Raw genomic sequence first — 25,996 nt, 5'->3', positions numbered from 1 at the left:
GACCGGCTTTTCGGTCAGCGGTTGGCCGGCCGCCGGTCCGGCGGCCGGCGCCTGACCGAAAGACCGGTCAGGGACCACCCGCCCTCCCCCGGGCCCCGCGACGACTGGCAAGATGCTGACCGTCCGTCACAGCGACCCGGGGAGAGCGCAGATGACCGTCGCGGAGCCGTACCTCGTCCAGCCCTCGGCCGGGGTGTACGCCTACGTCCAGCCGGACGGCGGCTGGTGCCTCAACAACGCGGGGTTCGTGAGCGACGGCGGCCGGACGCTGCTCGTCGACACCGCCGCCACCGCGCGGCGGGCGCTGGCCCTGCGCGAGGCCGTCCTGGCGGCCGGGGTGCCGCTCCCCCGCACGGTGGTGAACACCCACCACCACGGGGACCACACCTACGGCAACGGCGTGTTCGCCCCCGAGGCGCTGGTCCTCGGGCACGACAACGCGCGCGCCGAACAGCTCGCCGCCGGGCACCAGCTGGAGATGATCTGGCCCGGGACGGACTTCGGCCCGATAGAGATCACCCCGCCCGACCTGACCTACAGCGACCGGATGACCCTGCACGTCGGCGAGACGGAGGTGCGGGTCATCCACCCCGGCGTCGCGCACACCACCGGGGACTCCATCGTGTGGCTGCCCCGGCAGCGGGTGGTGTTCACCGGCGACCTGGTCTTCGCCGAGGGCACGCCCTTCCTGGCGATGGGCTCCCTGGCCGGCTCGCTGCGCGCCCTGGAGCTGCTGCGCTCACTGGGCGCGGAGACCGTCGTACCGGGGCACGGGCCGCTGACCGATCCGTCAGCCTACGAGGCCACCGAGCGGTACCTGCGCTACGTGGACGAGCTCGCCCGGGAGGGCCGGGCGAAGGGCCGGACCCCGCTGGAGGTGGCCCGCCAGGCCGATCTCGGCGAGTTCGCCGCCTGGCGCGAGAGCGAGCGGCTGGTGGCGAACCTGCACCGGGCGTACGCGGAGCTGGCCGGCGAGCCGGAGGGCGTCCCGCTGGACATCCTCGCGGTACTGAGGGACATGACGGTGATGAACGGCGGCACGCCGATCCTCTGCCACGCCTGATCCCCGCCCGGTTCCCGCGGATCAGCGGCGGATCGGCGGCCGGACCGAGCAGTTCCTTCGGTCCACACTCTGGACGACATACCGACTGGTCGGCATGATGGCTCAGGACATCGGATGTCGACCCAGCACGGAGGTAAGCACCATGAGCTCAGCCGAACCGCCGGGCCTCGATCTGGAGCGGCTGCGCGGTCATCTCGACCGAGCGCTCCCGGGACTCGCGGCCGGGCCGCTGCGCGGCCGGCTGATCGAAGGCGGCCGCTCGAACCTCACGTACGAGATCACCGACGGCACCGCCCGCTGGGTGGTGCGCCGGCCGCCGCTCGGCCACGTACTGGCCACCGCGCACGACATGCGGCGCGAGCACCGGGTGATCGAGGCGCTGCACGGTACGGCCGTGCCGGTGCCCGAGCCGCTGCTGCTCTGCGAGGACGAGTCCGTGCTCGGGGCGCCGTTCTACGTCATGGAGTACGTGGACGGGGTCCCCTTCCGGACGGCAGGCGAGCTCGCGGCGATCGGCCCCGAGCGCACCCGGCGGGCCGTGCTCGGCCTCGTCGACACCCTGGTCGAGCTGCACGCCGTGGATCCGCAGGCCGTGGGCCTGGCGGACTTCGGGCGGCCCGAGGGCTTCCTCGACCGCCAGTTGCGCCGCTGGGGCAAGCAGCTCGCGGCCTCGCGCGGCCGGGAGCTCCCCGGGATCGACGAGCTGCACGGCGCACTGGGCCGGGCGCTGCCCGACTCCCCCGCCCCGACCGTCGTGCACGGGGACTTCCGGCTGGACAACGTCCTGATCGGCGGCCCGGACGACAGGATCCGGGCAGTGCTCGACTGGGAGATGTCCACGCTCGGCGATCCGCTGACCGACCTCGGGCTGCTGGTGATGTACAGCTCGGACCTCGGCCTGACCGAATCTCCGGTCAGCACGACGAGCGGCGCACCGGGTCATCCGAGCCCCGCCGAGCTGATCGAGCGGTACGCGGCCCGGTCCGGCCGGGACACCGGGGCCATCGCCTGGTACACGGCGTTCGCCTGGTTCAAGCTCGCGGTGATCCTCGAAGGCATCCACTACCGCTTCACGCTCGGGCAGACCGTCGGCGCGGGGTTCGACCGCATCGGCGAGCTGGTCCCCGTCTTCATCGAGCACGGACTGACCACTCTTCAGGAACCGCAGGAAGGCTGAGGCATCCCACCCATGGACTTCGCATTCGACGCCCGGACCGAGGAACTCCGCGAGCGGCTGCTCGCGTTCATGGAGGAGTACGTCTACCCGGCGGAACCGGTCGCCGCCGAGCAGCGCGCACGGCTGGCCTCGCCCTGGGACACCCCGGCCGTCTTCGGTGAACTGAAGGCGGAGGCGCGCCACCAGGGGCTGTGGAACCTCTTCTTGCCGGACGCCGAGTACGGCGCGGGGCTGACCAACCTCCAGTACGCCCCGCTGGCGGAGATCACCGGCCGCAGTCCGCACCTGGCCCCGACGGCGACCAACTGCGCCGCTCCGGACACCGGGAACATGGAGCTGCTCGCCCAGTTCGGGAACGAGGAGCAGAAGAAGCAGTGGCTGCACCCGCTGCTGGCGGGCGAGATCCGCTCCGCGTTCGCGATGACCGAGCCCGAGGTGGCCTCCTCGGACGCGACGAACATCGAGACCCGGATCGAGCGGTCCGCCGACGGGTCCGAGTACGTGGTCACCGGGCGCAAGTGGTTCATCTCCGGTGCCATGAACCCGGACTGCAAGATCTTCATCGTGATGGGCAAGACCGACCCGGAGGGCGCCGATCCGCGCCGCCAGCAGTCCATGGTCCTGGTCCCCCGGGACACCCCCGGGGTAGAGGTGCGCCGGGCCATGACGGTGTACGGGTACGAGGACCACGACCACGGCGGTCACGCCGAGGTGGTCTTCGACGGTGCGCGCGTTCCGGCCGGGAACCTGATCGGCGAGGAGGGCGGCGGTTTCGCCATCGCCCAGGCCCGGCTCGGCCCGGGCCGGATCCACCACTGCATGCGGCTGATCGGCATGGCGGAGCGGGCCATCGAGCTGATGTGCCGGCGGGCGGTGGAGCGTACGGCCTTCGGCAAGCCGCTGGCCGCGCAGGGCGTCGTACAGAACTGGATCGCGGACGCCCGCGTGACAGTCGAGCAGCTGCGGCTGCTGGTGCTCAAGACGGCCTGGCTGATGGACACCGTCGGAAACCGGGGTGCGCACGCCGAGATCCAGGCCATCAAGATCGCCACCCCTCGGGCGGTGGTGGGGATCCTCGACCAGGCGGTGCAGCTGCACGGCGCGGGCGGGGTGAGCCAGGACTTCCCCCTCGCCGAGCTGTGGGCGGCGGCGCGGACGCTGCGGCTGGCGGACGGGCCGGACGAGGTGCACCAGCGCTCGCTGGCGCGGCGGGAGCTGAAGCAGTACATGTAGCGGCCGGCGGCTCGGGGGCCGGACGGGGCCCTCGCGGGGCTCCGGGCCTCCGGGCCTCCGGGCCTCCCGGCTTCCCGGCCTCCCGGCCTCCCGGCCACATGACTCCGGGCCTCCGGAGCAACGTGGCCACAGGGCTACGGGACTTCGGGACTTCGGCCCCGGACGGGCGGACCTTCGGTGGTCCAGACCAGTCGGGAAGTCCGATATATTCGGGATATCCCTCCACCGAAAGTGCCCTTCGCCATGCCCAGCTCCACCCTGGCCCCCGCTTCTCAGGCCCCGCACCCCGAGCCCTCCCCCGCCACCGCGCCGCAGGCCTCCGCAGTCCGCGTGGCCAACCCCGGGCCGCTCGGTCTGGCCGCCTTCGCCCTGACCACCTTCGTGCTCAGCCTCTTCAACTCGGGCCTGATCGAGAACGCGGCGCTCAGCGCCGTCGTCCTGCCGCTCGCCCTCTTCTACGGCGGCCTCGCGCAGTTCGTCGCCGGCGTGCTGGAGTTCCGCCGCGGCAACACCTTCGGGACCACGGCGTTCGTCTCGTACGGCGCGTTCTGGATGTCCTTCGCGGGCTACGTGAAGTTCGTCGTCCCGACGCTGCCCGCCGACCAGGCGCACATCGCCACCGGCTGGTTCCTCGTGGCCTGGTTCGTCTTCACCGCGTACATGTCCGTCGCCGCCATGAAGCTGGACCTCGCGCACCGGCTGCTCTTCGCCGTGCTGGCGCTGACCTTCCTGTTCCTGGCGCTGGGCGACCTGTCCCAGGTCACCGCCCTCGGCCACGTCGGCGGCTGGCTCGGCCTGCTCTGCGCGGGCATCGCCTGGTACATCTCCTTCGCCGTGGTGACCGAGGAGACCTGGGGCCGCAAGGTCCTTCCGCTGGGCTGAGGACCGTACGGGCCGCCTGGCCAGGGGCACGGGCGGCCGCGGGCTGCGGGCTTGTTGGCTTCCTGGCCTGCGGCCTTGCGGGCTACGGGCGCAGTGCGCGCAGCAGCAGGTCGGCCAGGTGATCGGCGACCTGCTGCGGCGTGAGCGGGCCGTCCGTGCGGTACCAGGTGGACAGGTGGTGCACCGACCCGAAGTGGTAGTCCACCACCAGGTCGGCGGGGGTCGCGGTGGAGAACACCCCGGTGCGCTGGCCTTCCTCGACCAGCGCCCGGAAGCGCTCGTGGTAGCGCCGCCGCTCGGCCCGGACCTGCTTGAACTTCTCCGGGCTGAGCTGGTGCATCGACCGGAAGAAGATCATCGCGTCGTCGAGGTTCTCGATGGTGGTGACGACCACGTCGGCGGCCGCCGTGCGCAGCCGCTCCTCGACGGGCGCGTCGGAGTCGGCCACCGCGTCCAGGCGCTGCTGCTGGAGGCGCAGCATGCGCGCGTACACCTCGTGCAGCAGGTCGTCCTTGGACCCGAAGTAGTGGTAGAGCGCGCCCTTGGTGACCCCGGCCGCCTCGACGATCTCCTGGACCGAGGTGCGGTCGTAGCCGCGCTCGGCGAACAGCCGGGTGGCCACGGCCAGCAGCCGCTGCGGCACCGGGGCTTCGTGCGTGCCCTCGGGCACCGTGGTTCTGGCCGCCATGGCGCTGGCCTTCCCTTCCATTTCATCGAGTCGCCGACTGTGCGTCCGTCCGAATGTTTTCAGCCGCGGTCGCGCAGTTCCCGTCGGAGGATCTTGCCACTGGTCGTCTTCGGAAGGACAGGCAGGATCTCCACTCGGCGCGGGTACTTGTACGCGGCGAGGCGCGCGGCGCAGTGGGCGGACAGCTCCGCCGGTTCGGCCGAGGCGCCGGGGCGGAGGCTGACGTAGGCCTTCACGCTCTCCCCCCGGTAGGGGTCCGGGACGCCGACCACGGCCGCCTCGCGGACCGCGGGGTGGGTGTAGAGCACGTCCTCGACCTCGCGCGGCCAGACCTTGAAGCCGGATGCGTTGATCATGTCCTTCTTGCGGTCGACTACGTAGAGCCAGCCGTCCGTGTCCATGAACCCGACGTCCCCGGTGCGCAGCTCGCCGTCCGGGAAGGCCTTGGCCGTGTCGGCGGGCAGGCCCCAGTAGCCCGGCACCACCTGGGGGCCGCGTACGGCGATCTCGCCGGTCTCGCCGAAGGGGACCTCGGCGCCGTGCTCGTCGAGGATGCGGACGACGGTCTCGGCGCCGGGGACGCCGACGGAGAGGGTGCCGGAGGCGGGGTCGACGGGTGCTTCGAGGTGCGCGGGGACGGAGGCGCAGGGGGCGGTGCACTCGGTGAGGCCGTATCCGTTGCGGAGGTAGAAGCCGAAGGCGGCGCGGAGGCGCTCGACGAGTGCGGGCGGGAGCGGGGCGCCGCCCGAGGAGAGCACCTGGAAGGAGGCGAAGTGGTCCCGGGTGGCCTCGGGGTGGGCGGCGAGGGCCATGAAGGCGGTGGCCGGGCCGATGGCGTACGCGGGGCGGTGTTCGAGGAAGGCGTCGAGGACGAGCCCCGCGTCGAAGCGGTGGGCGAGGACGAGGGTGCCCGCGTTGACGAAGCAGGCGGCGAGCTCGCAGACCATGCCGGTGATGTGGAAGAGGGGGGCGAGGGCGAAGTAGCCGGCGCCCTCGGCGAGGGGGTGGCCGGCGACCTGGCGGGCGGCGTTGTACGTGAGGGCGCCGTGCGGGTTCATCGCGCCCTTGGGGGTGCCGCTGGTGCCGGAGGTGTAGCTGATGAGGGCGGTGTCGGCGGCGGTGAGGCGGGGGTCGTCCGGTGCCCGGTCGCCGCGGCGGGCCACGGCCGTGAGGTCGGCGACGGCCTGCCCGGCACCCGCCGCACCCGGTCCGGCCGGGGCGGGTGCCGGCTGCGGCGCGGCGGCGGGCTCGGATACGGGCGCCGGCGCGGGCTCGGACGCGAGGGCGGGCCGGGCAGCGGGGCCGGGCTCGGGCGCCGGCGCGGGCGCCAGGTCGGGCCGGGGCGCGGGTACGGGCCCCGGGGCGGGCCCGGCCGCGAGGGCGGCGAGCAGGCGCGGGTCGTTGCGGGTCTGGAAGTCCAGCTCGGAGGCGGTCAGGACGGTCCGTACGGCGCTGCCCTGCGCGGCCTCGCGCAAGTACGCCGTCCAGGCGCGGCCCTCGCAGACCAGCGCGGCGGCCCCCGAGTCGCGCAGGACGTGTCCGGCCTCGGCGGTCTTGTACATCGGGTTGACCGGGACGACCGCTGCCCCGGCCTTCCAGGCGGCCAGCACGGCGAGCACGAACTGCGGGGTGTTCTGCAGCATCACGGCGACCCGGTCCCCGCGGCGGATCCCGTGCGCGGCCAGGTGCCCGGCGACGGAGTCGGAGAGGGCCTCGGCCTCGGCGTAGGAGATCCGGCCGTCGAAGTACGCCAGGGCGGTCCGCCCGGGGGCCCGGGCCACGGCCTCGCGGAAGGCGTGCAGCACGGACGGCGGCGCTGCGACGGGCGCCCGCTGAGCCTCGCTGAGCCGCCCGAGCCAGGGCCGCGCGGCGTACCGGGAAGCCTCGACGGTCCGGGGGGCCTCGGCAGTCCGGGACTCGACGGTCCGAGAAGCCTCGGCCGTCCCGGAGTCCTCGGCAGTCCGGGGCGCCTGGGCCGTCCGGAGCGCCTCGGCGGCCTCGGCGGCGGGAATCGGGCGGGCGCCGGGCGTCACCTGGTCTCCCACTTCTGCTGGAGGTGGTTCATACCGCTCAGCCAGCGGTCAGGCTCGGTGGCGCGGGCGGCGTAGAAGTCCGCGACCTCGGGGTGCGGGAGGATCAAGAACCGGCCCTTCTCCATGCCGTCGAACAGCGCGTCCGCGACCGCTTCCGGCTCGATCGCGGTCGGCGCGAGGACGAGTTCGCCCGCCGAGCCCGCGGCGGTCAGCATGTCGGTGCGCACTCCCTGCGGACAGATGGCGTGCACCTGGACCCCGCGGTGGCGGTAGGTCAGCGAGAGCCACTCCGCGAAGGCGAGCGCACCGTGCTTGGTGACACTGTACGGGGCCGCTCCGATCATCGTCAGCAGCCCGGCGGCGGAGACGGTGGACACGAAGCGGCCCTCCCCCCGCTCCAGCCAGTCCGGCAGCAGCAGCCGCGCCGCCCGGACGTGCGCCATGACGTTGGTCTCCCAGGCCGCCTCCCAGACGGCCTCGTCGGCGAACGCGTCCCCGCCCGAGGCGAGTCCGGCGTTGGCGCAGTAGATGTCGATCCCGCCGCCGAGGGCCTCGCGGGCCTCGGCGACGATCTCGGAGGCGTCGCCCGGCACGGGGATCGCCCGGACCCCGATGGCGCCCGCCACCGCGGCGGCCCTGGCGGCGTCGATGTCGTTGACCACCACGGTGGCGCCCTCGGCGGCGAACCGCTGCGCGAGGGCGGCGCCGATGCCGCCGCCCGCACCGGTGACGACGACTCGCTGGTCCTGGTACGCGCTCACGGGAATCACCTTTCGTCCGGCCGGATGCCGGCCTGGCTCATGTACCGATGGCGGGCAGACTAACCAGTCGGTATGTCCGGGCGGAAGGGGCCTGACGTCTAGCGTGGCCGGATGACTCTGTCGCGACGCGGGGTACTGGGACTGGCGGGGGCCGTGGGAGCCGCGGGCGCCCTGGGAACGGCGGGAGGGGTGGGACCGGCGGCCGCCGCCGCGCCTCCGGGAGCGGCGGCGGGCCGCGCGGACCGGGTGCGTACGGGGTTCGAGCAGCTCGCCGCGGACGGGTACGGCGTACTCGCGGGGCAGAAGGTCGGGGTGGTCACCAACCCCACCGGCATCACCGCCGACGCCCAGCACCTGGTCGACGTACTGCACGCGGACGAACGGGTCGACCTGGTCGCGGTGTTCGGCCCCGAGCACGGCTTCCGCGGGACGGCCCAGGCGGGCGACTCCGAGGGCGCGTCCCGCGATCCGGCGACCGGCCTGCCCGTCTACGACACGTACGACAAGAGCGGGCAGCGGCTCGCCGACGTGTTCACCGCGGCCGGGATCGACACCGTCGTCTTCGACATCCAGGACGTCGGGGCGCGCTTCTACACCTACATCTGGACCCTCTACGACTGCATGCGCGCGGCCTCGCTCGCGGGCAAGGCGGTGGTGGTGCTGGACCGCCCGAACCCGGTGGGCGGCCGCGCGGCTGCCGGACCCGTACTGGAGCGGCCGTACGCGAGCTTCGTGGGCCGGGAGCCGATCGCCCTCGCCCACGGGATGACGGCGGCGGAGCTGGCCCTGCTCTTCAACGGCGAGTTCCTGACCGACGGATCAGTGCCCAAGGGGCCGGTCAGGCTGCGGACCGTGGCGATGAGCGGGTGGCGGCGGGAGTCGTTCTTCGGGGAGACGGGGCTGCCCTGGGTGCCGCCCAGCCCGAACATGCCGACCCCGGACACCGCCCTCGCGTACGCGGGGACCTGCCTCTTCGAGGGGACGAACCTGTCCGAGGGGCGCGGGACGACCACCCCCTTCGAGGTGCTCGGCGCGGAGGGCATCGACCGGAAGTGGGCGGAGGCGGCGAACGCGCTGGAGCTGCCCGGTGTGTGGTTCCGGGAGGCGTACTTCACGCCGACTTTCTCCAAGCACGTGGGCAAGGTCTGCGGCGGGGTGCGGCTGATCGTGCACGACCGGGAGGCCTTCGATCCGGTGCGCGCCGGAATCGGGCTGCTGGTGACCGCGCGGCGGACCTGGAGCGGCTTCGGCTGGCGCACGGACCACTGGATCGACCGGCTGACCGGCTCGGACCGGGTGCGGAAGACGATCGACGCGGGGGCCGGGGTGGAGGAGGTGGTCGGCGACTGGGCGGCGGGCCTCGCCCGGTTCGCGGCGGTGCGGGAGCAGTACCTGCTGTACCGGTGACACCCCTAGGTCCTGTCCGGGCGATCTTCGTGGATCAGCCCGCGTCGTCTGGTGCGGTGCATCGCAAGGCGGAGGATCGCAGCTCGTACTCGGCCGTACTCGCGCGGTCCGACAACGCGGCGAGGTGCCGTGCCAGGCGGCGCGGGCCCGCGAAGATCGCCCGGACAGGGCCTAGCCGGATGGGCGGTGGCGCAGGATGCTGGACCGCACCTGAGGCACGGCGTGGAGGGGGACGTCATGGCGAACAGCGGTGCCGGGAACGGGATGGGCGCCTGGGCGGCAGCCGGGATCGGCGTCGGTCCGTACGCGGAGCTGGTCTTCGACGCGGAGGGGGACGCGGATCCGGCCGGGCAGGGCGCGGTGGCCCGGATGGAGGCCACCGACCTGCTGGTCTTCGCGCACGGCTGGAACAGCGACCGGGGCACCTCGACCCGGCTGTACGACCGGTTCTTCGCCCCGTTCCCGGGGTTGGTGGGGCCAGGGGTACGGCTGGGGTACGTGGGTGTCGTATGGCCCTCGATTCGGTTCGCGGACGAGCCGATCCCGGACTTCGAGCCCTCGGGGGCGCTCGCGGAGCCCGGCTTCGGGACGGCGCTGGACCACGGCACCCGGCGGGCGCTCGGCGAGTTCTGGCCGGGGCGGCAGGCGGAGCTGGACCGGGTGGCCGAACTGCTGGAGGAAAGGCCGGAGTCGGAGGCCGCCTTCATCGAGTTCGGCGCACTCGTACGGGAGTTGGCCGGGGTGAACACGGTCACCGCGGTGGCGCCGCCGGCCGTGCCCCTGATCTTCACGGAGGACGTGCTGGAGGTGTGCCGGGCCTTCACCCGCGCGCTCGTCGAAACGGGCGCCGCACTGCCCGGGAGCGCCGTCGGGCAGGACCCCTCGGCCCTCGGGGCCGGCCTGGTGGGCGGCGGGCTGCGCGCCCTGTGGGGCGGCGCCAAGGAGCTCCTGCGGCAGGCCACGTACTACCGGATGAAGAAGCGGGCGGGGGTGGTCGGCGAGCGCGGGCTCGGTCCGGTACTGGCGGGGCTGGCGGCCGCGCGCCCGGCCCTGCGCGTCCATCTGCTCGGGCACAGCTTCGGGGCCAGGGTGGTGTCGTTCTCGCTGCGCGCCGTGCCGGACGGTGCCCGCTTCGTGAAGTCCCTGACCCTGCTCCAAGGCGCCTTCTCCCACTACGCGTTCGCCGACCGGCTGCCGCACGACAAGGGCCGGGGCGGCGCGCTGCCCGGCCTCCAGCGCAAGGTCGACGGGCCGGTGGTGGCCTGTCACTCCCCGCACGACTCGGCGCTGAAGGTGTTCTACCCGCTGGCCTCCCGGATGGCGGGGGATTCGGCCGGACTGCTGGGCTTCGACGAGCGGTGGGGCGCGATCGGGCACGACGGGGTACGGGCGGTGCCGGGCGCGCCCCGGCTGAGCCTGGACGCGGCCCTGCGCGAGGGGCTGCCCCCGGCCGGATGCGTCAGCGTGGACGCGGGATCCGTGGTGCGGCGCGGCGGCGCGCCGTCGGGGGCGCACAGCGACATCTGCCACGAGGAGCTGGCCAGGGTGGTGGTTTCCGCGGGGCGCCTGGGGCGCTGAGTTCCGGCCACGTGCCACCCGTACGCCTCGACCGCCCCCGCATGCGCCCGCACCGGGCCGGGCATGTTGGGCACATCGGCGGAGGCGGTGACATGTCATGGCGGGATTCCGGAGTCTGGCCTACCAGGTGCGTGATGCGCGCAACGACCGGGCCCTGCGGCGCCATTCCCTGCGCCGCTGCCTGGAGCGGTTCGCCCCGTACGGGCACCGGGCCACCTGGTGGCACCTGTGCGACCGGCACGGGATCGCCCCCGAGGACCGGGGGGCGGACCCGCTGCGGCTGGTCGCCGCGCTGGAGGAGCTGGAGGAGGCGCGGGCGGTCTGGCTGGAGTACGAGCGCCAGTTCGCGGAGCGGCGGCGGCGCGAGAAGCACCACGGGCTGCGCCGGCCGGAGTGGGCGTGGGGCGGGAGCGGGGACGCGGTGGTGCGGTGCGCGGACCCCGGGGTGCGGCCGGAGGGGGCGCTGGGCGAGGTGCTGAGGCGGCTGGTGAAGGCGCTGGAATCGGCGCCGGGGACGGTGTGCCCGGTCTGCGGGGACCGGGAACTGCACTGGCCCGCACCGCCGGCCGGGCAGCGCGGCGGGGCCGGGCAGCGCGGCGGGGCCGGGCAGCGCGGCGGGGCCGGGCGGCAGCTGGCCGGGCCCTGGGAGGGGGCGTGGGCCTGGGACGGGCCGCTCTGCACGGGCTGCGGGATCGTGGTGCCGAGACCGGCGCTGGTGGACACGCCCTCGGCGGGGGCGGCATGAACCATGCGCTGCCTGAGGTGTCGCGCGTGTCGCGCGTGTCGCAGCGGCCTCAGGTGCCTCAGGTGCCCCCGCTGTCACAGCGGCCTCAGGTGTCGCTGAACGGCTCGCGGACCGCCGCCGACGGCCCGGCCGTGCCCATGTCCCCCGACGCCTTGGCGGATGCGGCGCTGGGGGCGGTGGCCGCCGGGGCCGGGGAGGTACTGGTGCACCCGCGGACCCCGTGCGGGCGCGAGAGCCTCTCCCCCCGCGTGGTCGGCCCCCTGCTGGAGGCGGTGCGGGGCGCCGGGGTCGGCGTACCCCTGGCGGTGTGCGCGAGCATCGGCGCCGAACCCGATCCGGCGGGGCGGCTGGCGCGGGTGCGGTCCTGGACGGTGCTGCCCGACCGGGCGGCGGTGCACTTCGCCGAACCGGGGGCCGAGGAACTGGCGCAGGCCCTGCTGGCGCGCGGCATCGCGGTGGACGCGGTCGTTCCGCTGGGCGGGCGGGCCGGGGCGGAGCCGATGGCGCGGTTCCTCGCCTGGCCCGTACGCACACCCGGGCGGGTCCGGCTCGTGGCCGAGCTCGCGTCGGCCGATCCGGCGCTGGTGGCCGGGCTGCGCGGGCTGCCGCCGGTGCCGGTGCTGCTGTACGGGCGGGAGGCCGCCGCCTGGCCGGTGCTGCGGCTGGCCGCGCGGTGCGGGACGGGCACGCGGATCGGCGTAGGGGACGTGCTGCACCTGCCGGACGGGCGTCCGGCGCCCTCGAACGCCGAACTGGTGGCGGCCGCGCGGACGGTCTGGGAGCGGACGGCCCCCTCCGGCGTCACTTCGACGGCCCGGCCCACTTCGACGACACGGCCCATTTCGACGACACGGCCTACAGCCGCGAACCGGTGAGCTTCTCGCCGAAGACGTCGTCCGGGTTGGACAGGGCGCAGTTCTCCAGCGAGAGGCAGCCGCATCCGATGCAGTCCGTCAGATGGTCCCGCAGGCGCCCGAGTTGCTGGATCCGCTGGTCGAGCTCGGCGCGCCAGGCCTCGGAGAGCCGGGCCCAGTCCTCGCGGTTGGGGGTGCGCTCCTCGGGGAGCTGGGCGAGTGCTTCGCGGATGCTGGCCAGCGGGATGCCCACGCGCTGCGCGGCGCGTACGAAGGCCACCCGGCGCAGCGCGTCGCGGCTGTAGCGGCGCTGGTTCCCGGAGGTGCGGCGGCTGCTGATCAGGCCCTTGGCCTCGTAGAAGTGGAGCGCGGAGACGGCTGCGCCGCTACGGGCGGACAGCTGGCCGACGGTGAGTTCGTGGATGTTCTCGGGAATCTGCGGCACCCCGCCGAGGGTAGTCGGAGGTCCGTTGACATACACATGCGGTCCCAGCATGCTGAGCAAGCGCTTATTCGCTCATCAAGTCGTCCGTCAGTCGCTCATCAGTCGTCCGTCACAGTCGTCGTGAGTCGTCCGCGAGAAGCAGGAGCAGGCATGGCCGAGCCGAGGGTCTTCACGTCCGAAGAGGAACTGCGCGCCGGGATCGGGGAGGCGCTCGGGCCCAGCGGGTGGCTGGAGGTGGACCAGAAGCGGATCGACCTCTTCGCGGACGCCACCGGCGACCACCAGTGGATCCACGTGGACCCGGAGCGGGCGGCGGACGGACCCTTCGGGACCACGATCGCGCACGGCTACCTGACCCTGTCCCTCCTGCCCAGTCTGGTACCGCAGATCATGCGGGTCGAGGGCATGAAGATGGGCATCAACTACGGGACGAACAAGGTGCGCTTCCCGGCCCCGGTGCCGGTCGGGTCGCGGCTGCGCTCCACCGCCGTGATCACGGAGGTGACCGAGGCGGGCGGCGGCGTGCAGGTCACGGCCACGGTCACGGTGGAGCGCGAGGGCGGCGACAAGCCGGTGTGCGTGGCCGAGTCGGTGTCCCGCTACTACTTCTAGCTACCGTTCCCGCGCCGGGCGCGCCGGGGCCGCCGTGCCCGGCGCGCCCACCATGCGGAGCACGAGGTCGGCGTAGAGCGCGCCGACCTCGTCGGGCGTGCGCTGTCCGGCCGCGTTGAACCAGCGGGCCACGTCGATGCAGAGCGACAGCACGGCGAGGGTGGTGCCGGGCACGTCGGGCACGTCGAACTCCCCCGCCGCGACCCCGTCGGCGAGGATGCCGCGCACGGCGGCGTCACTCCGGCGGCGCAGTGCCACGATCTCGGAGCGGTGCTCCGGAGCGAGAGCATCGAGCTCGTACTGGACCACCCGCGCGGTGGTGTGATGTGCCGCGTGCCACCGTACGAAGGACTTCACGGCGGCATCGAGCCGCTCGGCGGCGGAACCCGGGCCTTCGGCCGCCGTCGTCAGGATCTCCAGCGCCTTGTCGTGGCCGATCCGGCTGATCCGGTGGAGCAGCTCTTCCTTGGTCTTGTAGTGGATGTAGAGGGCGGCCGGGCTCATCCCGGCCCGCCCCGCGATGTCACGTGTGGTGGTGGCGTGGTATCCGCGCTCGGCGAAGGCCTCGACGGCGGCGACCAGCAGCCGCCGCGCCGCGTCGGGGATGACCTCCGACCAGGGCTGATAGCCGCCGGCCGTCTCCTCCGCGCTGTCCATCGCTCACTCACCCTCTTCACCGTGTGGGAGTGACACCCTACCGGAGGGTGAGCAAGCGCTTAGTGTTCGCGGGCGGGCTGCTTCGGGGCGAAGGGGTCGTACTCCGCCATCATCTTCTCCATCCGGGCCTGGTCCACCCGGCTGACGATCTGGGTGACCTCCTGGCGGTCGCGGATCACCTTGGCCAGGGTGAAGGCCGAGGTGGTGAGGTAGAGGACGGCGATGCCGAGGAAGGCCCGGACCCAGCCGTCCACCTCCAGGTTGTAGATCCCCAGGGCCACGGAGCCGAGGGCGATACCGAAAGAGGCAACGGCCTGGCCGTAGTACGCCCCTGTGCTCTGCTGCTTGACCGGTGTCTCGTTCATGGGCCCAGCATCGGGCGGGGTGACCGGGGCCACATCCGCTCGCGTACTCAGGTGCGTACTCAGCCCCCGTGCCCGACCGGCCCCGGCCCCCTGCCGGCCCAGGCTCCGGCCCCGGCCCGGCCCCGCCTCAGCCTCAGCCTCAGAAGGCCGAAACCCCGGTACGGGCGCGCCCGATGAGCAGCTTCTGGATCTGGCTGGTGCCCTCGTACAGGGTCATCACGCGGGCGTCGCGCAGCAGCTTGCCGGCCGGGTACTCGTCGATGTAGCCGTAGCCGCCGTGCACCTGGAGGGCGTTGCTCGCGGCGCGCACGGCGGCCTCGGAGGCGAAGAGCTTGGCGGTGGAGGACTCTGTGGCGAAGGGCAGGCCGCGGTCGATGAGGTCGGCGACCCGCCAGGTCAGCAGCCGGGCGGCGTCCACGTCCACGGAGATGTCGGCGATCAGCTCCTGGACCAGCTGGTGGTGGGCGATGGGCCTGCCGAACTGCTCGCGCTGGGCGGCGTAGGAGACGGCCGCGTCCAGCGCCGCCTGGGCGATGCCGACGCAGCCGGCGGCGACCGACATCCGGCCCTTGGCCAGGGCCGACATGGCCACCGAGAAGCCCTTGCCCTCGGGACCGAGCATCGCGGAGGCGGGGACGCGGACCTCGTCGAGGACGAGTTCGGCGGTGGCCTGGCCGCGCAGGCCGAGTTTGCCGTGGATCTCGCGGCGGGTGAGGCCGGGCGTGTCGGTGGGGACGAGGAAGGCGGAGACTCCGCGGTGGCCGGGCTCCTCGCCGGTGCGGGCGAAGAGCAGCACCACGTCGGCCCAGGTGCCGTTGGTGATGAACATCTTGCTGCCGCCGAGGACGTACGAGTCCCCCTCGCGCACGGCGCGGGTGGTCAGGTTCCCGGCGTCGGAGCCGGTGCCGGGCTCGGTCAGGCCGAAGCAGCCGAGCGCGTCGCCGGAGCACAGGCGGGGCAGCCAGGCGTTCTTCTGCTCCTCGGTGCCCCAGGCGGCGATGGTCTTGGCGACGAGGCCGAGGGAGACGGAGACGATGCCGCGCACGGCGGAGTCGCCCCGGCCGAGCTCCTCGGTGACCAGGACGTAGGAGAGGTGGTCGCCGCCGGAGCCGCCGTACTCCTCGGGGACGGTCAGGCCGAGGAAGCCCAGGTCGCCGAGCTTCTTGACGATGGCCCGGTCCACGCTCTCGGCGCGGTCCCACTCGGCGGCGTACGGGGTGACCTCGCGCTGGGTGAACTCGCGGGCGAGCCGGCGGACGGCGGCCTGTTCCTCGCTCAGCTCCAGGTTCACCGGGCACCTCCGGGGTCTTCGTGGCGGGGTCCGGCGCCTTTAACTAGCACCGGTAGTTTACGGCGGGCAGGCCCTACTATGTGGCGCATGGCCAGACCGCGCAAGCCCCTCCTCAGCCGAGCCCGCATCGTCGAGGCTGCGGGCGCGCTGGTGGACGCGGAGGGGCTGGAGGCGGTGTCGACGCGCAGGCTGGCGGCCGCGCTCGGGGTCAGCGGGCCTTCGCTGTACAACCACTTCCGCACCAAGGACGAGATCCTGGACGCGGTGGCGGACGCGGTGAGCGCGCGGGTCGACTTGTCGATGTTCGAGGCGCCGGCCTCCGGGCCGGGGGCCGCGGGCGGGGTCGGGGGCGGAGGCGGAGGCGGAGGCGGCGGGGACTGGCGTACGGCCCTGCACGACTGGGCGCACTCCTACCGGGAGGCCCTGTCCGACCATCCGAACATCGTGCCCGTACTGGCGCGGGGGCCGGGGCGGCGGCCGGCCGGACTGCGGGTCGCGGACGCGGTGTTCGGCGCGATGACGGCCGCCGGGTGGCCGCCGGCCCACGCGACCCGGATCGGCGCGCTGATGCGGTACTTCATCCTGGGCGCGGCGGTGGGTTCCTTCGCCGGGGGTTTCGTGGACGACGAGACGGCCTACGACCTGTCGGCCTACCCCCACTTGGGCCAGGCCCACCTGCTGGCCGAACGCCGGCGCGAGGTGGACGACGGCGCCTTCGAGACGGGCCTGACGGCGCTCCTGGACGGCCTGGCCCTCCAGTACGAGGCCCTGCGCGGGCCCGCGTAGCGGGTGCGGGTACGGATCCGGGGCGGGTACGGATCCGGGCGCGGGACAGTACGGGTACTGGCGCGGACGGTACGGGTGCGGGACGGTACCGGTACAGGGGCGCGGCTGCGGGCAGCGGGGGCGGCGGGTGCTCCCCCGGCGCCGCTCAGAACACGATCAGAGAGCGGCCGCCCTTGCCCGCGAGCATGGCCTCGAAGGCGGCCGGGATGCCGTCGAGGGTGATGCGGTCGGTGACCAGGGCGCCGAGGTCGAGGCGGCCGGCGCGGACGTGCTCGGCGATGACCGGGAGATCGCGGGCGGGGTCGCTGTTGCCGTAGACGCAGCCGGTGAGGGTGCGGGCGAAGTGGAAGATCTCCAGGGCGTGGAAGGTGACCTGCTGCTCCTTGCCGCCGATGCCCACGACCGTGGTGCGGCCGCCCCGCCGGGTGGACTCCCAGGCTCCGCGGATGCTCGCCGCCCGGCCGGCGCATTCGACGGCGACGTCCGCGCCCTGCCCGCCGGTGAGCGCACGGATCTGCTTGGCGGTGGTGTCGGAGGCGAGCACGAACTCGGTGGCCCCGGCCGCCCGCGCCAGCTCCTCCTTCGCCGGGGAGACGTCGACGGCCACGATCGGGCCCGCCTGCGCGATCCGGGCGGCCTGAAGCGCCGCGAGGCCCACCCCGCCGACGCCGAAGACGGCCACGGACTCGCCGGGGCGGACCTGGGCGCTGTGGTGGACGGCTCCGTAGCCGGTGAGGACGGCGCAGCCGAGCAGAGCCGCCTCGGCGAGCGGGATCCCGGCGGGCGCGGGCAGCACGCAGTTGGCCGCGACGACGGTCTCCTCCGCGAAGGCCGCCACATTGAGCCCGGGGTGCAGCTCGGTGCCCTGCGCGTCGTGGGCGTAGACGGCCCCGACCCCGCTGAGGGCCTTGGCACAGAGCCAGACCTCGCCGATGGAGCAGTGGTGGCACTCCCCGCAGGACGGGGCCCAGTTGAGCACCACCCCGTCGCCGGGGGCGACATGGGTGACGCCCTCCCCGACGGCCATGACCGTACCCGCGCCCTCGTGGCCGAGGACGGCGGGGACGGGGACCCTCATGGTGCCGTCGGTGAGGGAGAGGTCGGAGTGGCAGACCCCGGCGGCAGCGAGCCGCACCCGGACCTGCCCGGGGCCGGGATCGGGCAGCACGATCTCCCGTATCTCCAGCGGGGCTCCGACGGCGGGGAGGATGGCGGCGCGGACCATGGTCGTCGTCTCCGTTTTCCGATGCTCAGCAGGCAGGGGGCACTGCGGGGGCTGCGGCACTGCCGGGGGACCGGCGGTGCCTGGTGCGACAGGGCCCAGAACCCCAGGGGCTCCGAGCGGCAGGGCCCAGAACTGGAGGGCTCAGAACCGCAGGGCTCGGAGCGGCAGGGCCCAGAACTGGAGGGCTCAGAACCGCAGGGCTCAGAGCGGCAGGGCTCAGGGCGGCAGGGCTCAGAACTGGAGGGACTTGGTCTGGAGGTACTCGGCCAGACCGTGCGGGCCCAGCTCGCGGCCGACGCCCGACTGCTTGTAGCCACCGAAGGGCGCGAGCACGTTGAAGCGGCCGCCGTTGATGTCCACCTGCCCGGTGTCCATGCGGCGGGCGAAGGCCGCGGCCGTCTCCTCGTCCGCGGCCCAGACGGCGCCGCCCAGGCCGTAGACCGTGCCGTTGGCGATGCGCAGGGCCTCCTCCTCGTCCTCGTACGGGAGGATCGACAGCACGGGGCCGAAGATCTCCTCCTGGGCGATGGTCATGTCGGGTGTGACGTCGGCGAACACGGTCGGGGCGATGAAGTACCCCCGCTCGTGCGGTGCGTCGGGGCCGCCCGCGACCAGGCGCGCGCCTTCCTCGATGCCCTTGGTGATGTATCCGCGGACGCGGTCGCGCTGCTTGGCGTTGACGACCGGGCCGAGGCGGGTGCCCGGATCGGTGGGGTCGCCACTGGGGTAGCCGGCGACGGCGGCGGCCGCGAGCGAGACGGCCTCCTCGTACTGGTCCCGGTGAACGAGCATGCGCGTCAGCGCGTTGCAGCTCTGGCCGGAGTTGTTCATGACGTGGCCCACTCCCGCCGCGACGGCCTTGGCGAGGTCGGCGCCGGGCAGGATGACATTGGCCGATTTACCGCCCAGCTCGAGGGCGACCCGCTTGACGGCGGCGCCGGCGGTGGCGCCGATCTGCTTGCCGACAGCGGTCGAGCCGGTGAAGGAGACGAGGTCGACGCCTTCGTGCGCGGCCAGGGCCTGGCCGGCGACCGGGCCGGTCCCGGTCACCAGGTTGAAGACTCCGGCCGGGATGCCCGCCTCGTGCACGGCTTCGGCGAAGAGCTGTGCGGTCAGCGGGGTGTCCTCGGCCGGCTTGAGGACGAGGGTGCAACCGGCGGCGAGAGCGGGCGCCACCTTTGCAACGACTTGGTGCAGCGGGTAGTTCCAGGGCGTGATGGCCGCGACCACGCCGACCGGCTCCAGCAGCACGGTGGAGTTGCCGATCCGCTCCTCGAAGGCGTAGGAGGCCGCCAGTTCGGCGTAGGAGGAGGCGACCGCGATCGGCGCCCCGACGTGGATCATCTCCGAGAAGCCCAGCGGGGAGCCGAGTTCGGCGGTGATGGTCTCGGCGATCTCGCTCTTGCGCGTGACCAGCACGTCGCGCAGGGCCCGGATCAGGGCGGCCCGCTCGGCCGCGGGCACGGCCGCCCAGCCGGGGAGGGCCGCACGGGCCGCGCGTACGGCCGCGTCCACGTCCTCGGCGGTGCCCGCCGGGACACCGGCGATGACCTGCTCGTCCGCCGGATTGACGACCTCGATCCGGTCGCGTCCGACGGCGGGCCGCCACTCGCCGCCGATGTACATCCCGTCGTGGGCCTTCATGGCAATCCTCCCGAGCACGCACCAGCGCGTAGACCTGACCTCGCGGACACCCTACAAACTAGCGTCGGTAGTTTTCGGCCCGCCAGGGTCGCGGGGCTCAGATGATGCCGAAAAGCATCCCTGCTCCGAGCACCACCAGGGAGGTCAGGGCCGCCCATTTCACGGTGAAACGGGTGTGGTCGCCGAACTCGACCTTGGCCATGCCGACGAGGACGTAGACGGCCGGAACCAGCGGACTGGACATGTGCAGGGCCTGCCCGACGAGGGAGGCGCGGGCGATCTCGAGCGGAGACACGCCGTGGGCGGCGCCGGCCTCGGCCAGGACGGGCAGCACGCCGAAGTAGAAGCCGTCGTTCGACATGAAGTAGGTGAGCGGCAGGCTCAGCAGGCCGGTGACGAGCGCCATGTGCGGGCCCATGCCCTCGGGGATGGCACCGACGAGCCAGTCGGCCATGTGCTTGACCATGCCGGTGCCGGAGAGGACGCCCGTGAAGACGGCGGCGGCGAAGACCATGCCGGCGACGTTGAGAACGTTGTCGGCGTGGGCGGCGATCCGGGCCTTCTGGTCGGGCATGTGGGGGAAGTTCACGGTGAGGGCGAGGGCGGCGCCGAGCAGGAACAGCACCGGGATGGGCAGCAGCTCCATGATCATCGCGGTGAGGAGGGCGACTGTGAGGCCCGCGTTGAACCAGTAGAGGCGCGGGCGCAGCGTGGGCCGGTGGGGGTCGAGGCCCTGGAAGCCGTCCTCAGCGTACTGGGGGGTGGCGTCGGCGTCCCCCTGCGGGTCGGTACCGGATCCCGGGCCGACCGCGGCCCCGGCGGAGGCGGCGGGGCGGCTGCCGGCCGCGCTCGCACCGGCGCCTGCCCCGGCTCCGGGTACGGCCGCGACCAGGCGTTCCTCGGTGGCCGGAGCCTCCTCAGCGCTCGTCTCCGTGCTCTTCTCCGCGTCCTGCTCCGCCTGCTCCTTCTCGCCGGGCAGCGCCAGGACCCCGACCCGACGGCGCTCCTTCAGCCCGAGGACGTAGGCGAGGACGAACACGAAGAGCAGACCCGCCGCGAGGGCCGGGATCATCGGGACGAAGATGTCGGCGGCGTCGAGCTTGAGCGCGGTGGCGGCGCGAGCCGTCGGACCGCCCCAGGGCAGGGTGTTCATGACGCCGTTGGCGGTGGCGGCGACACCCGTCATCACGACCAGGCTCAGGCCGAGCCGCTTGTACAGCGGGTACATGGCCGAGACCGTGATCATGAAGGTGGTCGAGCCGTCCCCGTCGAGCGAGACGATCGCGGCGAGGACGGCCGTGCCGACCACGACGCGCATCGGGTCGGCCTTGCAGAAGCGCAGGATGCCCCGCACGATCGGGTCGAAGAGGCCGACGTCGATCATCACGCCGAAGTAGACGATGGCGAACATCAGCATGGCGGCGGTCGGGGCGAGCTTGCCCACGCCGTCGATGACGTAGTCGCCGAGGTGCGCCCCCTGCCCGGCGAACACGCAGAAGAGTGCGGGGATGAGGACGAGCGCCGCGATGGGCGACATTTTCTTCATCATGATCAGGACCAGGAAGGTCGCGATCATGGCGAAGCCGAGGAAGGTCAGCATGCAGGGAACGTAGGTGCCTCCTCCGGGGGCCAACAAGACGTCTACGCGTGAGCAATACGAGCAAAACCCCAGCTCAGGGCAGTGGTGCCAGTTCGACGGGGAATCCGTTGAGCACCGCGGTGCCGGAGAGCGGGTCGAGCCGGGTGCCGTCGAGCAGCTGGTTGACGTTGACGCCGGGCTGGGCCGAGGCCACGGAGAGCCGGGACCCGGCGCGGTCGTGGCCCCAGCCGTGCGGGAGGCTCACCACGCCGGCGCGGACGGCATCGGTGACCTCGACGGGAACGTCCAGACTGCCGCCCTCCGCGGTGACACGCGCGCGGCCTCCGTCGGCGAGGCCCAGGCGGCTCGCGTCCTCCGGGTGGACCTGGAGGGTGCACCGGTTGGAACCTCCGACGAGGGCCGGGACGTTGTGCAACCAGCTGTTGTTGGACCGCAGATGGCGGCGGCCCACGAGCACCAGGGCGGCGGGGCGGTCGGCGAGCGCCGCGCGCAGCCTGGGGAGCTCGGCCGCGATCGGGTCCGGGAGCAGCTCGATCCTGCCGCTGCGCGTCCTCAGCACGCCCGGGAGCCGGGGCCGCAGCGGGCCCAGGTCGATGCCGTGCGGGTGCGCCAGCAACCGCTCCAGGCTGAGCTCGGCCGCGTCCCCGACGCTGGCATCGGCGCCGGCGTCGGCGCCGGCGTCGGCGCCGGCGTCGGCGTCGGCGCCGGCGAGGCCGAACTGGTCTCCGTACGGCCCGAGTCGGAGCATCAGGTCGAGCCGGCGCTCGGGGCCGCTCTCGCCGGTCAACAGGCCGGCGAGGTCCGCCGGATCGCGGCCGTGCAGCGGGGAGTGCGGGTCGGCGGTCTCCCTGGCGAGCATGGCCTGGACGGCCAGTTCGTCCACGTCGGCCGGGCCGGCCGATCCGTGCATGCCGGAGACGGCGAGGACGAGACGCGCGTGGATCTCGCACTCGTCGAGCAGGCCCGCTTCGAGCGGGACGGCGGAGCGGGTGTAGCGCGCCTGGTTTCGGACGGCGAAGGCGTTGAAGGCGAAGTCGAAGTGCGCGCTCCGCGAGGGCGGCGGCGGGGGCAGCACGACGTGGGCGTGGCGCGAGGTCTCGTTGAGGTACGGATCGATGCTGACCATGAAGTCCAGCCCGGCCAGGGCCGCGTCGAGGCGCCGACCGTCGGGGGCGGACAGCACGGGGTTCGCGGCGATGGCGATCAGGGCGCGGATCCGCCCCTCACCCGGGGTCTCGATCTCCTCGGCCAGGGCGGTGATGGGCAGCTCGCTCTTGGCCTCGGGGTGGCCGCTGACCCGGCTGTGCCAGCGCCCGAGGGCGAACCCCTTGCCGGGTCCGGCCGGGCGTGGCCGGGAACCGGTGGCCGGGAGCGGGAAGAGCACTCCCCCGGGTCGGTCGAGGTTGCCGGTGAGGATGTTCAGTACGTCGACCAGCCAGCTGGCGAGCGTGCCGTACTCGACGGTGCAGCTGCCGATCCGCCCGTAGACGGCGGCGGTGGGCGCGGCCGCGAGCTCGCGGGCGAGGACACGGATCTCGTCGGCCGGGAGGTCGCAGGCGGGGGCTACGGCCTCAGGAGTGAAACTCCCGAGGGCGGCGGCGAGTTCCCCGAGTCCTTCACTCTGTTCCTCCAGTACGCCGGGGGCTGCGAGCTTCTCGGCGAGCAAGGTGTGCGCGAGGGCGGCGAGGAGCAGGGCGTCGCTCCCGGGGCGCGGGGCGAGGTGGCGGTCCGCGAGGCGGGCGGTGCGGGTGCGGCGCGGGTCCACGACGACCAGGGTGCCGCCGCGGGCGCGCAGGGCCTTGAGCCGGCCGGGGAAGTCGGGGGCGGTGCACAAGGAGCCGTTGGACTCCAACGGGTTGGCCCCGAGGAGGAGCAGGAAGTCGGTGCGGTCCAGGTCGGGTACCGGGATGGCGAAGGGGTCTCCGAAGAGCAGCCCGCTGGACACGTGCTTGGGCATCTGGTCGAGCGTGCTGGCGGTGAAGAGGTTGCGGGTGCCGAGGGCCTTGAGGAGCAGCGGCGGGTAGAGGGCCCCGGCCATGGTGTGGACGTTCGGGTTCCCGAGGACGACGCCGGCCGACTGGGCACCGTACTCCCGCACGAGGGCGGGGACGGCGGCGGCGATGGCCTCGTACGCCTCCTCCCAGGTGGCCTCCTGGAGTCGGCCGTCCCGGCGGACGAGCGGCGTCCGCAGCCGGTCGGGGTCGGAGTCGACCGCTCCGAAGGCGGCGCCCTTGGGGCAGATGAAGCCGTGGCTGAAGACGTCCTCGCGGTCACCGCGGGCGCCGGTCACGGCGGTGCCTTCGATGGTGAGGGTGAGACCGCAGGTGGCCTCGCAGAGGGGGCAGATGCGCAGGGCGGTGCGGGGCATGGGGCGCTCCAGGGCGGCAGGCTGCGGCACGGGCATGCGGGGCGCACTGAGCATACCGACCGGTAGGGACGTCGGGGAGGGGCGTGCGCGACCACGTTCCGGGGTGCGGCGGTTCAGGGGTGGGGCGGTTCTGGGGTGCGGGGCGAGGTGGCGAGCGGTGCGGGGCGGATGGTTCTGACCGGTCCAGGGCAGACGGTCCGAGGCGGGCGGGCCGGGGCTGCCGGGCCGGGGGCATCGGCGCAGCCGAGGGAGGCGGCGCGGCTTCAGTCCAGGACGCGCGCGAGGTAGGCCTGCATCATCGCGCGGGTCTCGGCGACGATGCCCGGATCCCCGGCCGGATCGGACCGGAAGGCCAGCTGGATCAGCGCGTCCGTGGCCTCGACCGCCACCAGGACGGCGCGTTCCAGGGCGGCGTCCGGCGTGAGGCCGAGGTGCCCGCACAGCAGCCCGGTGAGGCGGGCGGCGACCAGGTGGTTGGGGTCGGCCGCGGGGCCTTCGGGCGGCGGCGCGGGCACCCCGAAGTCGACGAGCGCGAAGCCGGGGACGCTGCGCTTCATGGCCAGGTACTCGTCCAGCACCGCATCCACGACCGGCCGCCAGTCGGTGGCCGGGAGGCCGGCGAGCCGGCCCGCGATGCCGTCGGCGTAGCGCTCGAGGTTGCGGTGGGCCAGGGCGATGGCCATGGACCGCTTGTTGCCGAAGAACCGGTAGACCGAGCCGATCGGCACACCGGCGCGCAGGGCGACGGCGCGGGTGCTGAGGTTCTCGTACCCGGTCTCGTCCAGCAGCTCGGCGCAGGCGTCGAGGATCCGGGCGAGCCGGTCGGCGCTGCGCTGCTGGATGGGCGTTCGGCGCATGGGGTGGGCGGGGGGCACGGGGTCCATCATGCCGCTCTTCGCTTCCGTCGTCGGCGGGGGCCTCAGTTCAGCAGGAGGCTCAGCCCCCCGATGGTGTAGGTGATCATCAGCGCGAGCAGGGGCAGTTGGCCGGCCACTGCTCTGGCGGGCGGGAAGAGGCGTACGGAGCGGTCGTGTGCCGCGATGACACCGAGGACGTGACCGGTGACGACGGCGATGACCTGGAGGGCGGCGAGGGCGCCGGGACCCAGTGGTGGCACGGGCTCGGGGGCGTTGTCAGTGCCGAGTGCCATGCTTACTGTGCGTGGTCCTTCGACTACCAGGAGGGAGAAGTAGTGGGCGATCAGATAGCCGAGTGCGATGGGCACCAGTGAGTGCGCGAAGGCGGTGAGCGGGCCGGGGTGCGGGCCGCACACGAGGCGGGTGGCTGCCGCGCAGAGGCAGTACAGAGCGGCGACGAGGGCGACGGAGCCGAGGAGTCCGAGCGTGGCCGTGGGGGTGCGGCCGAGGGGGGAGGTCTGTATGGCGTTGATCCACGAAGGGTTGTCGGAGAAGCCGTCGTAGGCGGTCGAGCCGAGCAGGACGCAGACGGTGGCGACGAGTCCGGGCCGCTCGGGCGTCGCGTCGAGTCCGTGGAAGGGGTTACGGAGGACCAGGCGGCCGTCGCTGCGCCGGCCGAGCGGGGCCAGCCGGGCCAGGAGCGCGCTGTACGCCTCGAAGGCGTCTCCGTCGGCGAACCAGCTCTCGCCGAAGCGGGCGGCGAGCAGCAGTTGGACGGTGGCGTAGGTGACGAGGGCGATGAGGAGGGTGGTGGTGGATGCGGGATCAGGAGCGGCGAGTTCGAGCCAGGTGAAGGCGAACAGTCCGGCGGCGGCGGGCCACTGCCCCAGCCGGGCGGGGAGGGGGCGGTGGGCGCGCTGGGGGCTGCGGCGAGGCAGGACCCGGGCGAGCAGGCGGTGCAGGGTGCGGAGCGGGTTGAGTAGGCCCCAGACGGGGCCGAGGAGGAGGGAGGCGGGGACGAGTCCGACCCAGAAGAGGACGTAGACGGCGCCGGGAGCGGGGTTGCGCGCGGGGTCGTCGGGACCGAGGAGGAGGTACAGGAGGAGCAGCAGCGCGGCCGCGAGGCCGAGCCCGCGCAGGCCGGTGCGGGTGGCGGGATTGTCGGCGGCCCGCTGGAGGGCGGCGGGCAGGGCGATCCCGGAGCGGTCGCCGCGGAAGCGGGAGGTGGACCAGAGCAGTCCGAGGGCGAGGAAGGAGACGAACAGTGCGGTGAAGGCACCTGCGAAGGCATAGAAGGGAGAGATCGGCAGATCGTGCTGGGACCCGATCCCATGCGCGAGTGCGGTGAGCGGTTCGGCCGGGTACGGGACCACGCCCTGGCCTCCGCCGCCACCGCCGACGCCGGAAGCGGGACCGAGCCCGATCGGGCTCACCACCGGCCCGCCAGGGGCGGTGTCTCACGGCGGCCTCGAGCCGGCGTCCCGGACTCGGGCCCGAGCCCGGGCGGCCGCCGCCCGAGGCCGACACGAGGCACGGCCGCCCGCACCAGGGACGCAGGGCTGCCGGAGGCTGCCGGAGGCAGGGGCGTGCCTGCGGTCGGGGTCGCGGGCGCGAGCGGGGGCCTGGCTGGAGCCGGGGTCGTGAGCCTGGCCGCCTCCGGGGGCGGGATCGGAGCCGGGGTCGGAGCCGGGGCCGGGGCCGGGGTCTGGGTCTGGGTCTGGGTCG

At 73.6% G+C, this 25,996-nt stretch carries 23 protein-coding genes; 10 read left to right on the top strand and 13 right to left on the bottom strand.

The annotated features are described in order from the left end of the window. Positions 1 to 151 precede the first annotated feature (151 nt). The 4 genes from AB0D94_RS14655 (at position 152) to AB0D94_RS14640 (ending at position 4,355) form a co-directional block, all read left to right on the top strand. Positions 152 to 1,063 (top strand): MBL fold metallo-hydrolase, encoded by a 912-nt coding sequence (locus AB0D94_RS14655; protein WP_362051056.1) that lies wholly within the window; start codon positions 152 to 154, stop codon positions 1,061 to 1,063. A gap of 142 nt (positions 1,064 to 1,205) precedes the next feature. After that, a complete protein-coding gene (locus AB0D94_RS14650; protein WP_362051054.1) occupies positions 1,206 to 2,240 on the top strand; it encodes a phosphotransferase family protein in 1,035 nt (344 codons plus the stop codon). Positions 2,241 to 2,252: 12 nt separating this feature from the next. Continuing rightward, positions 2,253 to 3,473, top strand: a complete 1,221-nt coding sequence (locus AB0D94_RS14645; protein WP_362051051.1) for an acyl-CoA dehydrogenase family protein — start codon at positions 2,253 to 2,255, stop codon at positions 3,471 to 3,473. Positions 3,474 to 3,716: 243 nt separating this feature from the next. Further along, a complete protein-coding gene (locus tag AB0D94_RS14640; protein WP_362051049.1) occupies positions 3,717 to 4,355 on the top strand; it encodes an acetate uptake transporter in 639 nt (212 codons plus the stop codon). A gap of 82 nt (positions 4,356 to 4,437) precedes the next feature. Here AB0D94_RS14640 and AB0D94_RS14635 read toward each other — a convergent pair whose 3' ends face one another. Genes AB0D94_RS14635 through AB0D94_RS14625 form a run of 3 tightly spaced genes read right to left on the bottom strand, consistent with a single transcriptional unit; the run spans position 4,438 to position 7,846 of the window. Then, positions 4,438 to 5,043, bottom strand: coding sequence for a TetR/AcrR family transcriptional regulator (locus AB0D94_RS14635; protein WP_031146825.1), 606 nt, complete (start codon positions 5,041 to 5,043; stop codon positions 4,438 to 4,440). Positions 5,044 to 5,102: 59 nt separating this feature from the next. Then, positions 5,103 to 7,076 (bottom strand): AMP-binding protein, encoded by a 1,974-nt coding sequence (locus AB0D94_RS14630; protein WP_362051046.1) that lies wholly within the window; start codon positions 7,074 to 7,076, stop codon positions 5,103 to 5,105. Next, the gene (locus AB0D94_RS14625) at positions 7,073 to 7,846 is read right to left on the bottom strand and encodes an SDR family NAD(P)-dependent oxidoreductase (RefSeq protein ID WP_362051044.1); all 774 of its coding nucleotides are present in this window, start codon (positions 7,844 to 7,846) and stop codon (positions 7,073 to 7,075) included. Before AB0D94_RS14625 ends, AB0D94_RS14630 begins: the two co-directional genes overlap by 4 nt. 102 nt (positions 7,847 to 7,948) lie before the next feature. Here AB0D94_RS14625 and AB0D94_RS14620 point away from each other — a divergent pair, with 102 nt between their 5' ends. The 4 genes from AB0D94_RS14620 (at position 7,949) to AB0D94_RS14605 (ending at position 12,442) form a co-directional block, all read left to right on the top strand. After that, entirely contained in the window at positions 7,949 to 9,244 is a 1,296-nt protein-coding gene (locus tag AB0D94_RS14620; RefSeq protein WP_362051042.1) for a DUF1343 domain-containing protein, read from the top strand. Positions 9,245 to 9,481: 237 nt separating this feature from the next. Beyond that, positions 9,482 to 10,822: a serine-threonine protein kinase gene (locus tag AB0D94_RS14615; protein ID WP_362051040.1), complete on the top strand. Its 1,341-nt coding sequence runs from the start codon at positions 9,482 to 9,484 to the stop codon at positions 10,820 to 10,822. A 97-nt stretch (positions 10,823 to 10,919) separates the two neighbouring features. After that, on the top strand, positions 10,920 to 11,567 hold the full coding sequence (locus AB0D94_RS14610) for a hypothetical protein (RefSeq protein WP_362051038.1): 648 nt from the start codon (positions 10,920 to 10,922) through the stop codon (positions 11,565 to 11,567). Between the two features lie 62 nt (positions 11,568 to 11,629). After that, entirely contained in the window at positions 11,630 to 12,442 is an 813-nt protein-coding gene (locus tag AB0D94_RS14605) for a 3-keto-5-aminohexanoate cleavage protein (protein ID WP_362051036.1), read from the top strand. Here the strand turns inward: AB0D94_RS14605 and soxR are convergent. Continuing rightward, a complete protein-coding gene (gene soxR / locus AB0D94_RS14600) occupies positions 12,423 to 12,866 on the bottom strand; it encodes a redox-sensitive transcriptional activator SoxR (RefSeq protein ID WP_362051034.1) in 444 nt (147 codons plus the stop codon). The genes AB0D94_RS14605 and soxR overlap by 20 nt on opposite strands. A gap of 150 nt (positions 12,867 to 13,016) precedes the next feature. Between soxR and AB0D94_RS14595 the strand changes: the two genes are divergently transcribed. Then, entirely contained in the window at positions 13,017 to 13,478 is a 462-nt protein-coding gene (locus AB0D94_RS14595; RefSeq protein ID WP_362051032.1) for a MaoC family dehydratase, read from the top strand. On the opposite strand, the gene AB0D94_RS14590 is transcribed toward AB0D94_RS14595, so the two are convergent. From AB0D94_RS14590 to AB0D94_RS14580, 3 genes are all read right to left on the bottom strand, one after another. Next, positions 13,479 to 14,135 (bottom strand): TetR/AcrR family transcriptional regulator, encoded by a 657-nt coding sequence (locus AB0D94_RS14590; RefSeq protein ID WP_362051030.1) that lies wholly within the window; start codon positions 14,133 to 14,135, stop codon positions 13,479 to 13,481. A gap of 59 nt (positions 14,136 to 14,194) precedes the next feature. Next, on the bottom strand, positions 14,195 to 14,500 hold the full coding sequence (locus AB0D94_RS14585; RefSeq protein ID WP_266937623.1) for a YiaA/YiaB family inner membrane protein: 306 nt from the start codon (positions 14,498 to 14,500) through the stop codon (positions 14,195 to 14,197). A 139-nt stretch (positions 14,501 to 14,639) separates the two neighbouring features. Beyond that, positions 14,640 to 15,791, bottom strand: a complete 1,152-nt coding sequence (locus tag AB0D94_RS14580) for an acyl-CoA dehydrogenase family protein (RefSeq protein ID WP_362051027.1) — start codon at positions 15,789 to 15,791, stop codon at positions 14,640 to 14,642. Between the two features lie 87 nt (positions 15,792 to 15,878). Here AB0D94_RS14580 and AB0D94_RS14575 point away from each other — a divergent pair, with 87 nt between their 5' ends. Then, complete coding sequence (locus tag AB0D94_RS14575; RefSeq protein WP_362051025.1) at positions 15,879 to 16,577, top strand: TetR/AcrR family transcriptional regulator; 699 nt, start codon at positions 15,879 to 15,881, stop codon at positions 16,575 to 16,577. 145 nt (positions 16,578 to 16,722) lie between these two features. Here the strand turns inward: AB0D94_RS14575 and AB0D94_RS14570 are convergent, their stop codons facing one another. From AB0D94_RS14570 to AB0D94_RS14545, 6 genes are all read right to left on the bottom strand, one after another. Further along, positions 16,723 to 17,802 (bottom strand): Zn-dependent alcohol dehydrogenase, encoded by a 1,080-nt coding sequence (locus AB0D94_RS14570; protein WP_362051023.1) that lies wholly within the window; start codon positions 17,800 to 17,802, stop codon positions 16,723 to 16,725. A gap of 231 nt (positions 17,803 to 18,033) precedes the next feature. Then, the gene (locus AB0D94_RS14565; RefSeq protein WP_362051021.1) at positions 18,034 to 19,446 is read right to left on the bottom strand and encodes an aldehyde dehydrogenase family protein; all 1,413 of its coding nucleotides are present in this window, start codon (positions 19,444 to 19,446) and stop codon (positions 18,034 to 18,036) included. Between the two features lie 97 nt (positions 19,447 to 19,543). Next, entirely contained in the window at positions 19,544 to 21,046 is a 1,503-nt protein-coding gene (locus AB0D94_RS14560) for a citrate:proton symporter (protein WP_362051019.1), read from the bottom strand. Positions 21,047 to 21,119: 73 nt separating this feature from the next. After that, complete coding sequence (locus AB0D94_RS14555; RefSeq protein ID WP_362051132.1) at positions 21,120 to 23,414, bottom strand: molybdopterin oxidoreductase family protein; 2,295 nt, start codon at positions 23,412 to 23,414, stop codon at positions 21,120 to 21,122. Between the two features lie 263 nt (positions 23,415 to 23,677). Beyond that, positions 23,678 to 24,298, bottom strand: a complete 621-nt coding sequence (locus AB0D94_RS14550) for a TetR/AcrR family transcriptional regulator (protein ID WP_362051017.1) — start codon at positions 24,296 to 24,298, stop codon at positions 23,678 to 23,680. A gap of 35 nt (positions 24,299 to 24,333) precedes the next feature. Further along, positions 24,334 to 25,644 carry a hypothetical protein gene (locus AB0D94_RS14545; RefSeq protein ID WP_362051129.1) on the bottom strand — a complete coding sequence of 437 codons (1,311 nt, stop codon included), beginning with the start codon at positions 25,642 to 25,644 and terminating at the stop codon, positions 24,334 to 24,336. Between the last annotated feature and the right edge of the window lie 352 nt (positions 25,645 to 25,996).

The organism is Streptomyces sp. NPDC048255 (assembly GCF_040652415.1).
Classification (GTDB): Bacteria; Actinomycetota; Actinomycetes; order Streptomycetales; family Streptomycetaceae; genus Streptomyces.
This window is presented reverse-complemented; position numbering and strand designations above follow the sequence as displayed.

What these genes read in the sequence shown, in the direction of transcription:
- AB0D94_RS14595 (WP_362051032.1), top strand. Translation starts at nt 13,017, where the DNA reads ATGGCCGAGCCGAGGGTCTTCACGTCCGAAGAGGAACTGCGCGCCGGG.
- AB0D94_RS14575 (WP_362051025.1), top strand. Translation starts at nt 15,879, where the DNA reads ATGGCCAGACCGCGCAAGCCCCTCCTCAGCCGAGCCCGCATCGTCGAG.
- AB0D94_RS14610 (WP_362051038.1), top strand. Translation starts at nt 10,920, where the DNA reads ATGGCGGGATTCCGGAGTCTGGCCTACCAGGTGCGTGATGCGCGCAAC.
- AB0D94_RS14650 (WP_362051054.1), top strand. Translation starts at nt 1,206, where the DNA reads ATGAGCTCAGCCGAACCGCCGGGCCTCGATCTGGAGCGGCTGCGCGGT.
- AB0D94_RS14550 (WP_362051017.1), bottom strand. Translation starts at nt 24,298, where the DNA reads ATGGACCCCGTGCCCCCCGCCCACCCCATGCGCCGAACGCCCATCCAG.
- AB0D94_RS14565 (WP_362051021.1), bottom strand. Translation starts at nt 19,446, where the DNA reads ATGAAGGCCCACGACGGGATGTACATCGGCGGCGAGTGGCGGCCCGCC.
- AB0D94_RS14645 (WP_362051051.1), top strand. Translation starts at nt 2,253, where the DNA reads ATGGACTTCGCATTCGACGCCCGGACCGAGGAACTCCGCGAGCGGCTG.
- AB0D94_RS14635 (WP_031146825.1), bottom strand. Translation starts at nt 5,043, where the DNA reads ATGGCGGCCAGAACCACGGTGCCCGAGGGCACGCACGAAGCCCCGGTG.
- AB0D94_RS14585 (WP_266937623.1), bottom strand. Translation starts at nt 14,500, where the DNA reads ATGAACGAGACACCGGTCAAGCAGCAGAGCACAGGGGCGTACTACGGC.
- AB0D94_RS14655 (WP_362051056.1), top strand. Translation starts at nt 152, where the DNA reads ATGACCGTCGCGGAGCCGTACCTCGTCCAGCCCTCGGCCGGGGTGTAC.
- AB0D94_RS14615 (WP_362051040.1), top strand. Translation starts at nt 9,482, where the DNA reads ATGGCGAACAGCGGTGCCGGGAACGGGATGGGCGCCTGGGCGGCAGCC.
- AB0D94_RS14640 (WP_362051049.1), top strand. Translation starts at nt 3,717, where the DNA reads ATGCCCAGCTCCACCCTGGCCCCCGCTTCTCAGGCCCCGCACCCCGAG.
- AB0D94_RS14555 (WP_362051132.1), bottom strand. Translation starts at nt 23,414, where the DNA reads ATGCCCCGCACCGCCCTGCGCATCTGCCCCCTCTGCGAGGCCACCTGC.
- AB0D94_RS14620 (WP_362051042.1), top strand. Translation starts at nt 7,949, where the DNA reads ATGACTCTGTCGCGACGCGGGGTACTGGGACTGGCGGGGGCCGTGGGA.
- AB0D94_RS14590 (WP_362051030.1), bottom strand. Translation starts at nt 14,135, where the DNA reads ATGGACAGCGCGGAGGAGACGGCCGGCGGCTATCAGCCCTGGTCGGAG.
- AB0D94_RS14570 (WP_362051023.1), bottom strand. Translation starts at nt 17,802, where the DNA reads ATGGTCCGCGCCGCCATCCTCCCCGCCGTCGGAGCCCCGCTGGAGATA.
- AB0D94_RS14560 (WP_362051019.1), bottom strand. Translation starts at nt 21,046, where the DNA reads ATGCTGACCTTCCTCGGCTTCGCCATGATCGCGACCTTCCTGGTCCTG.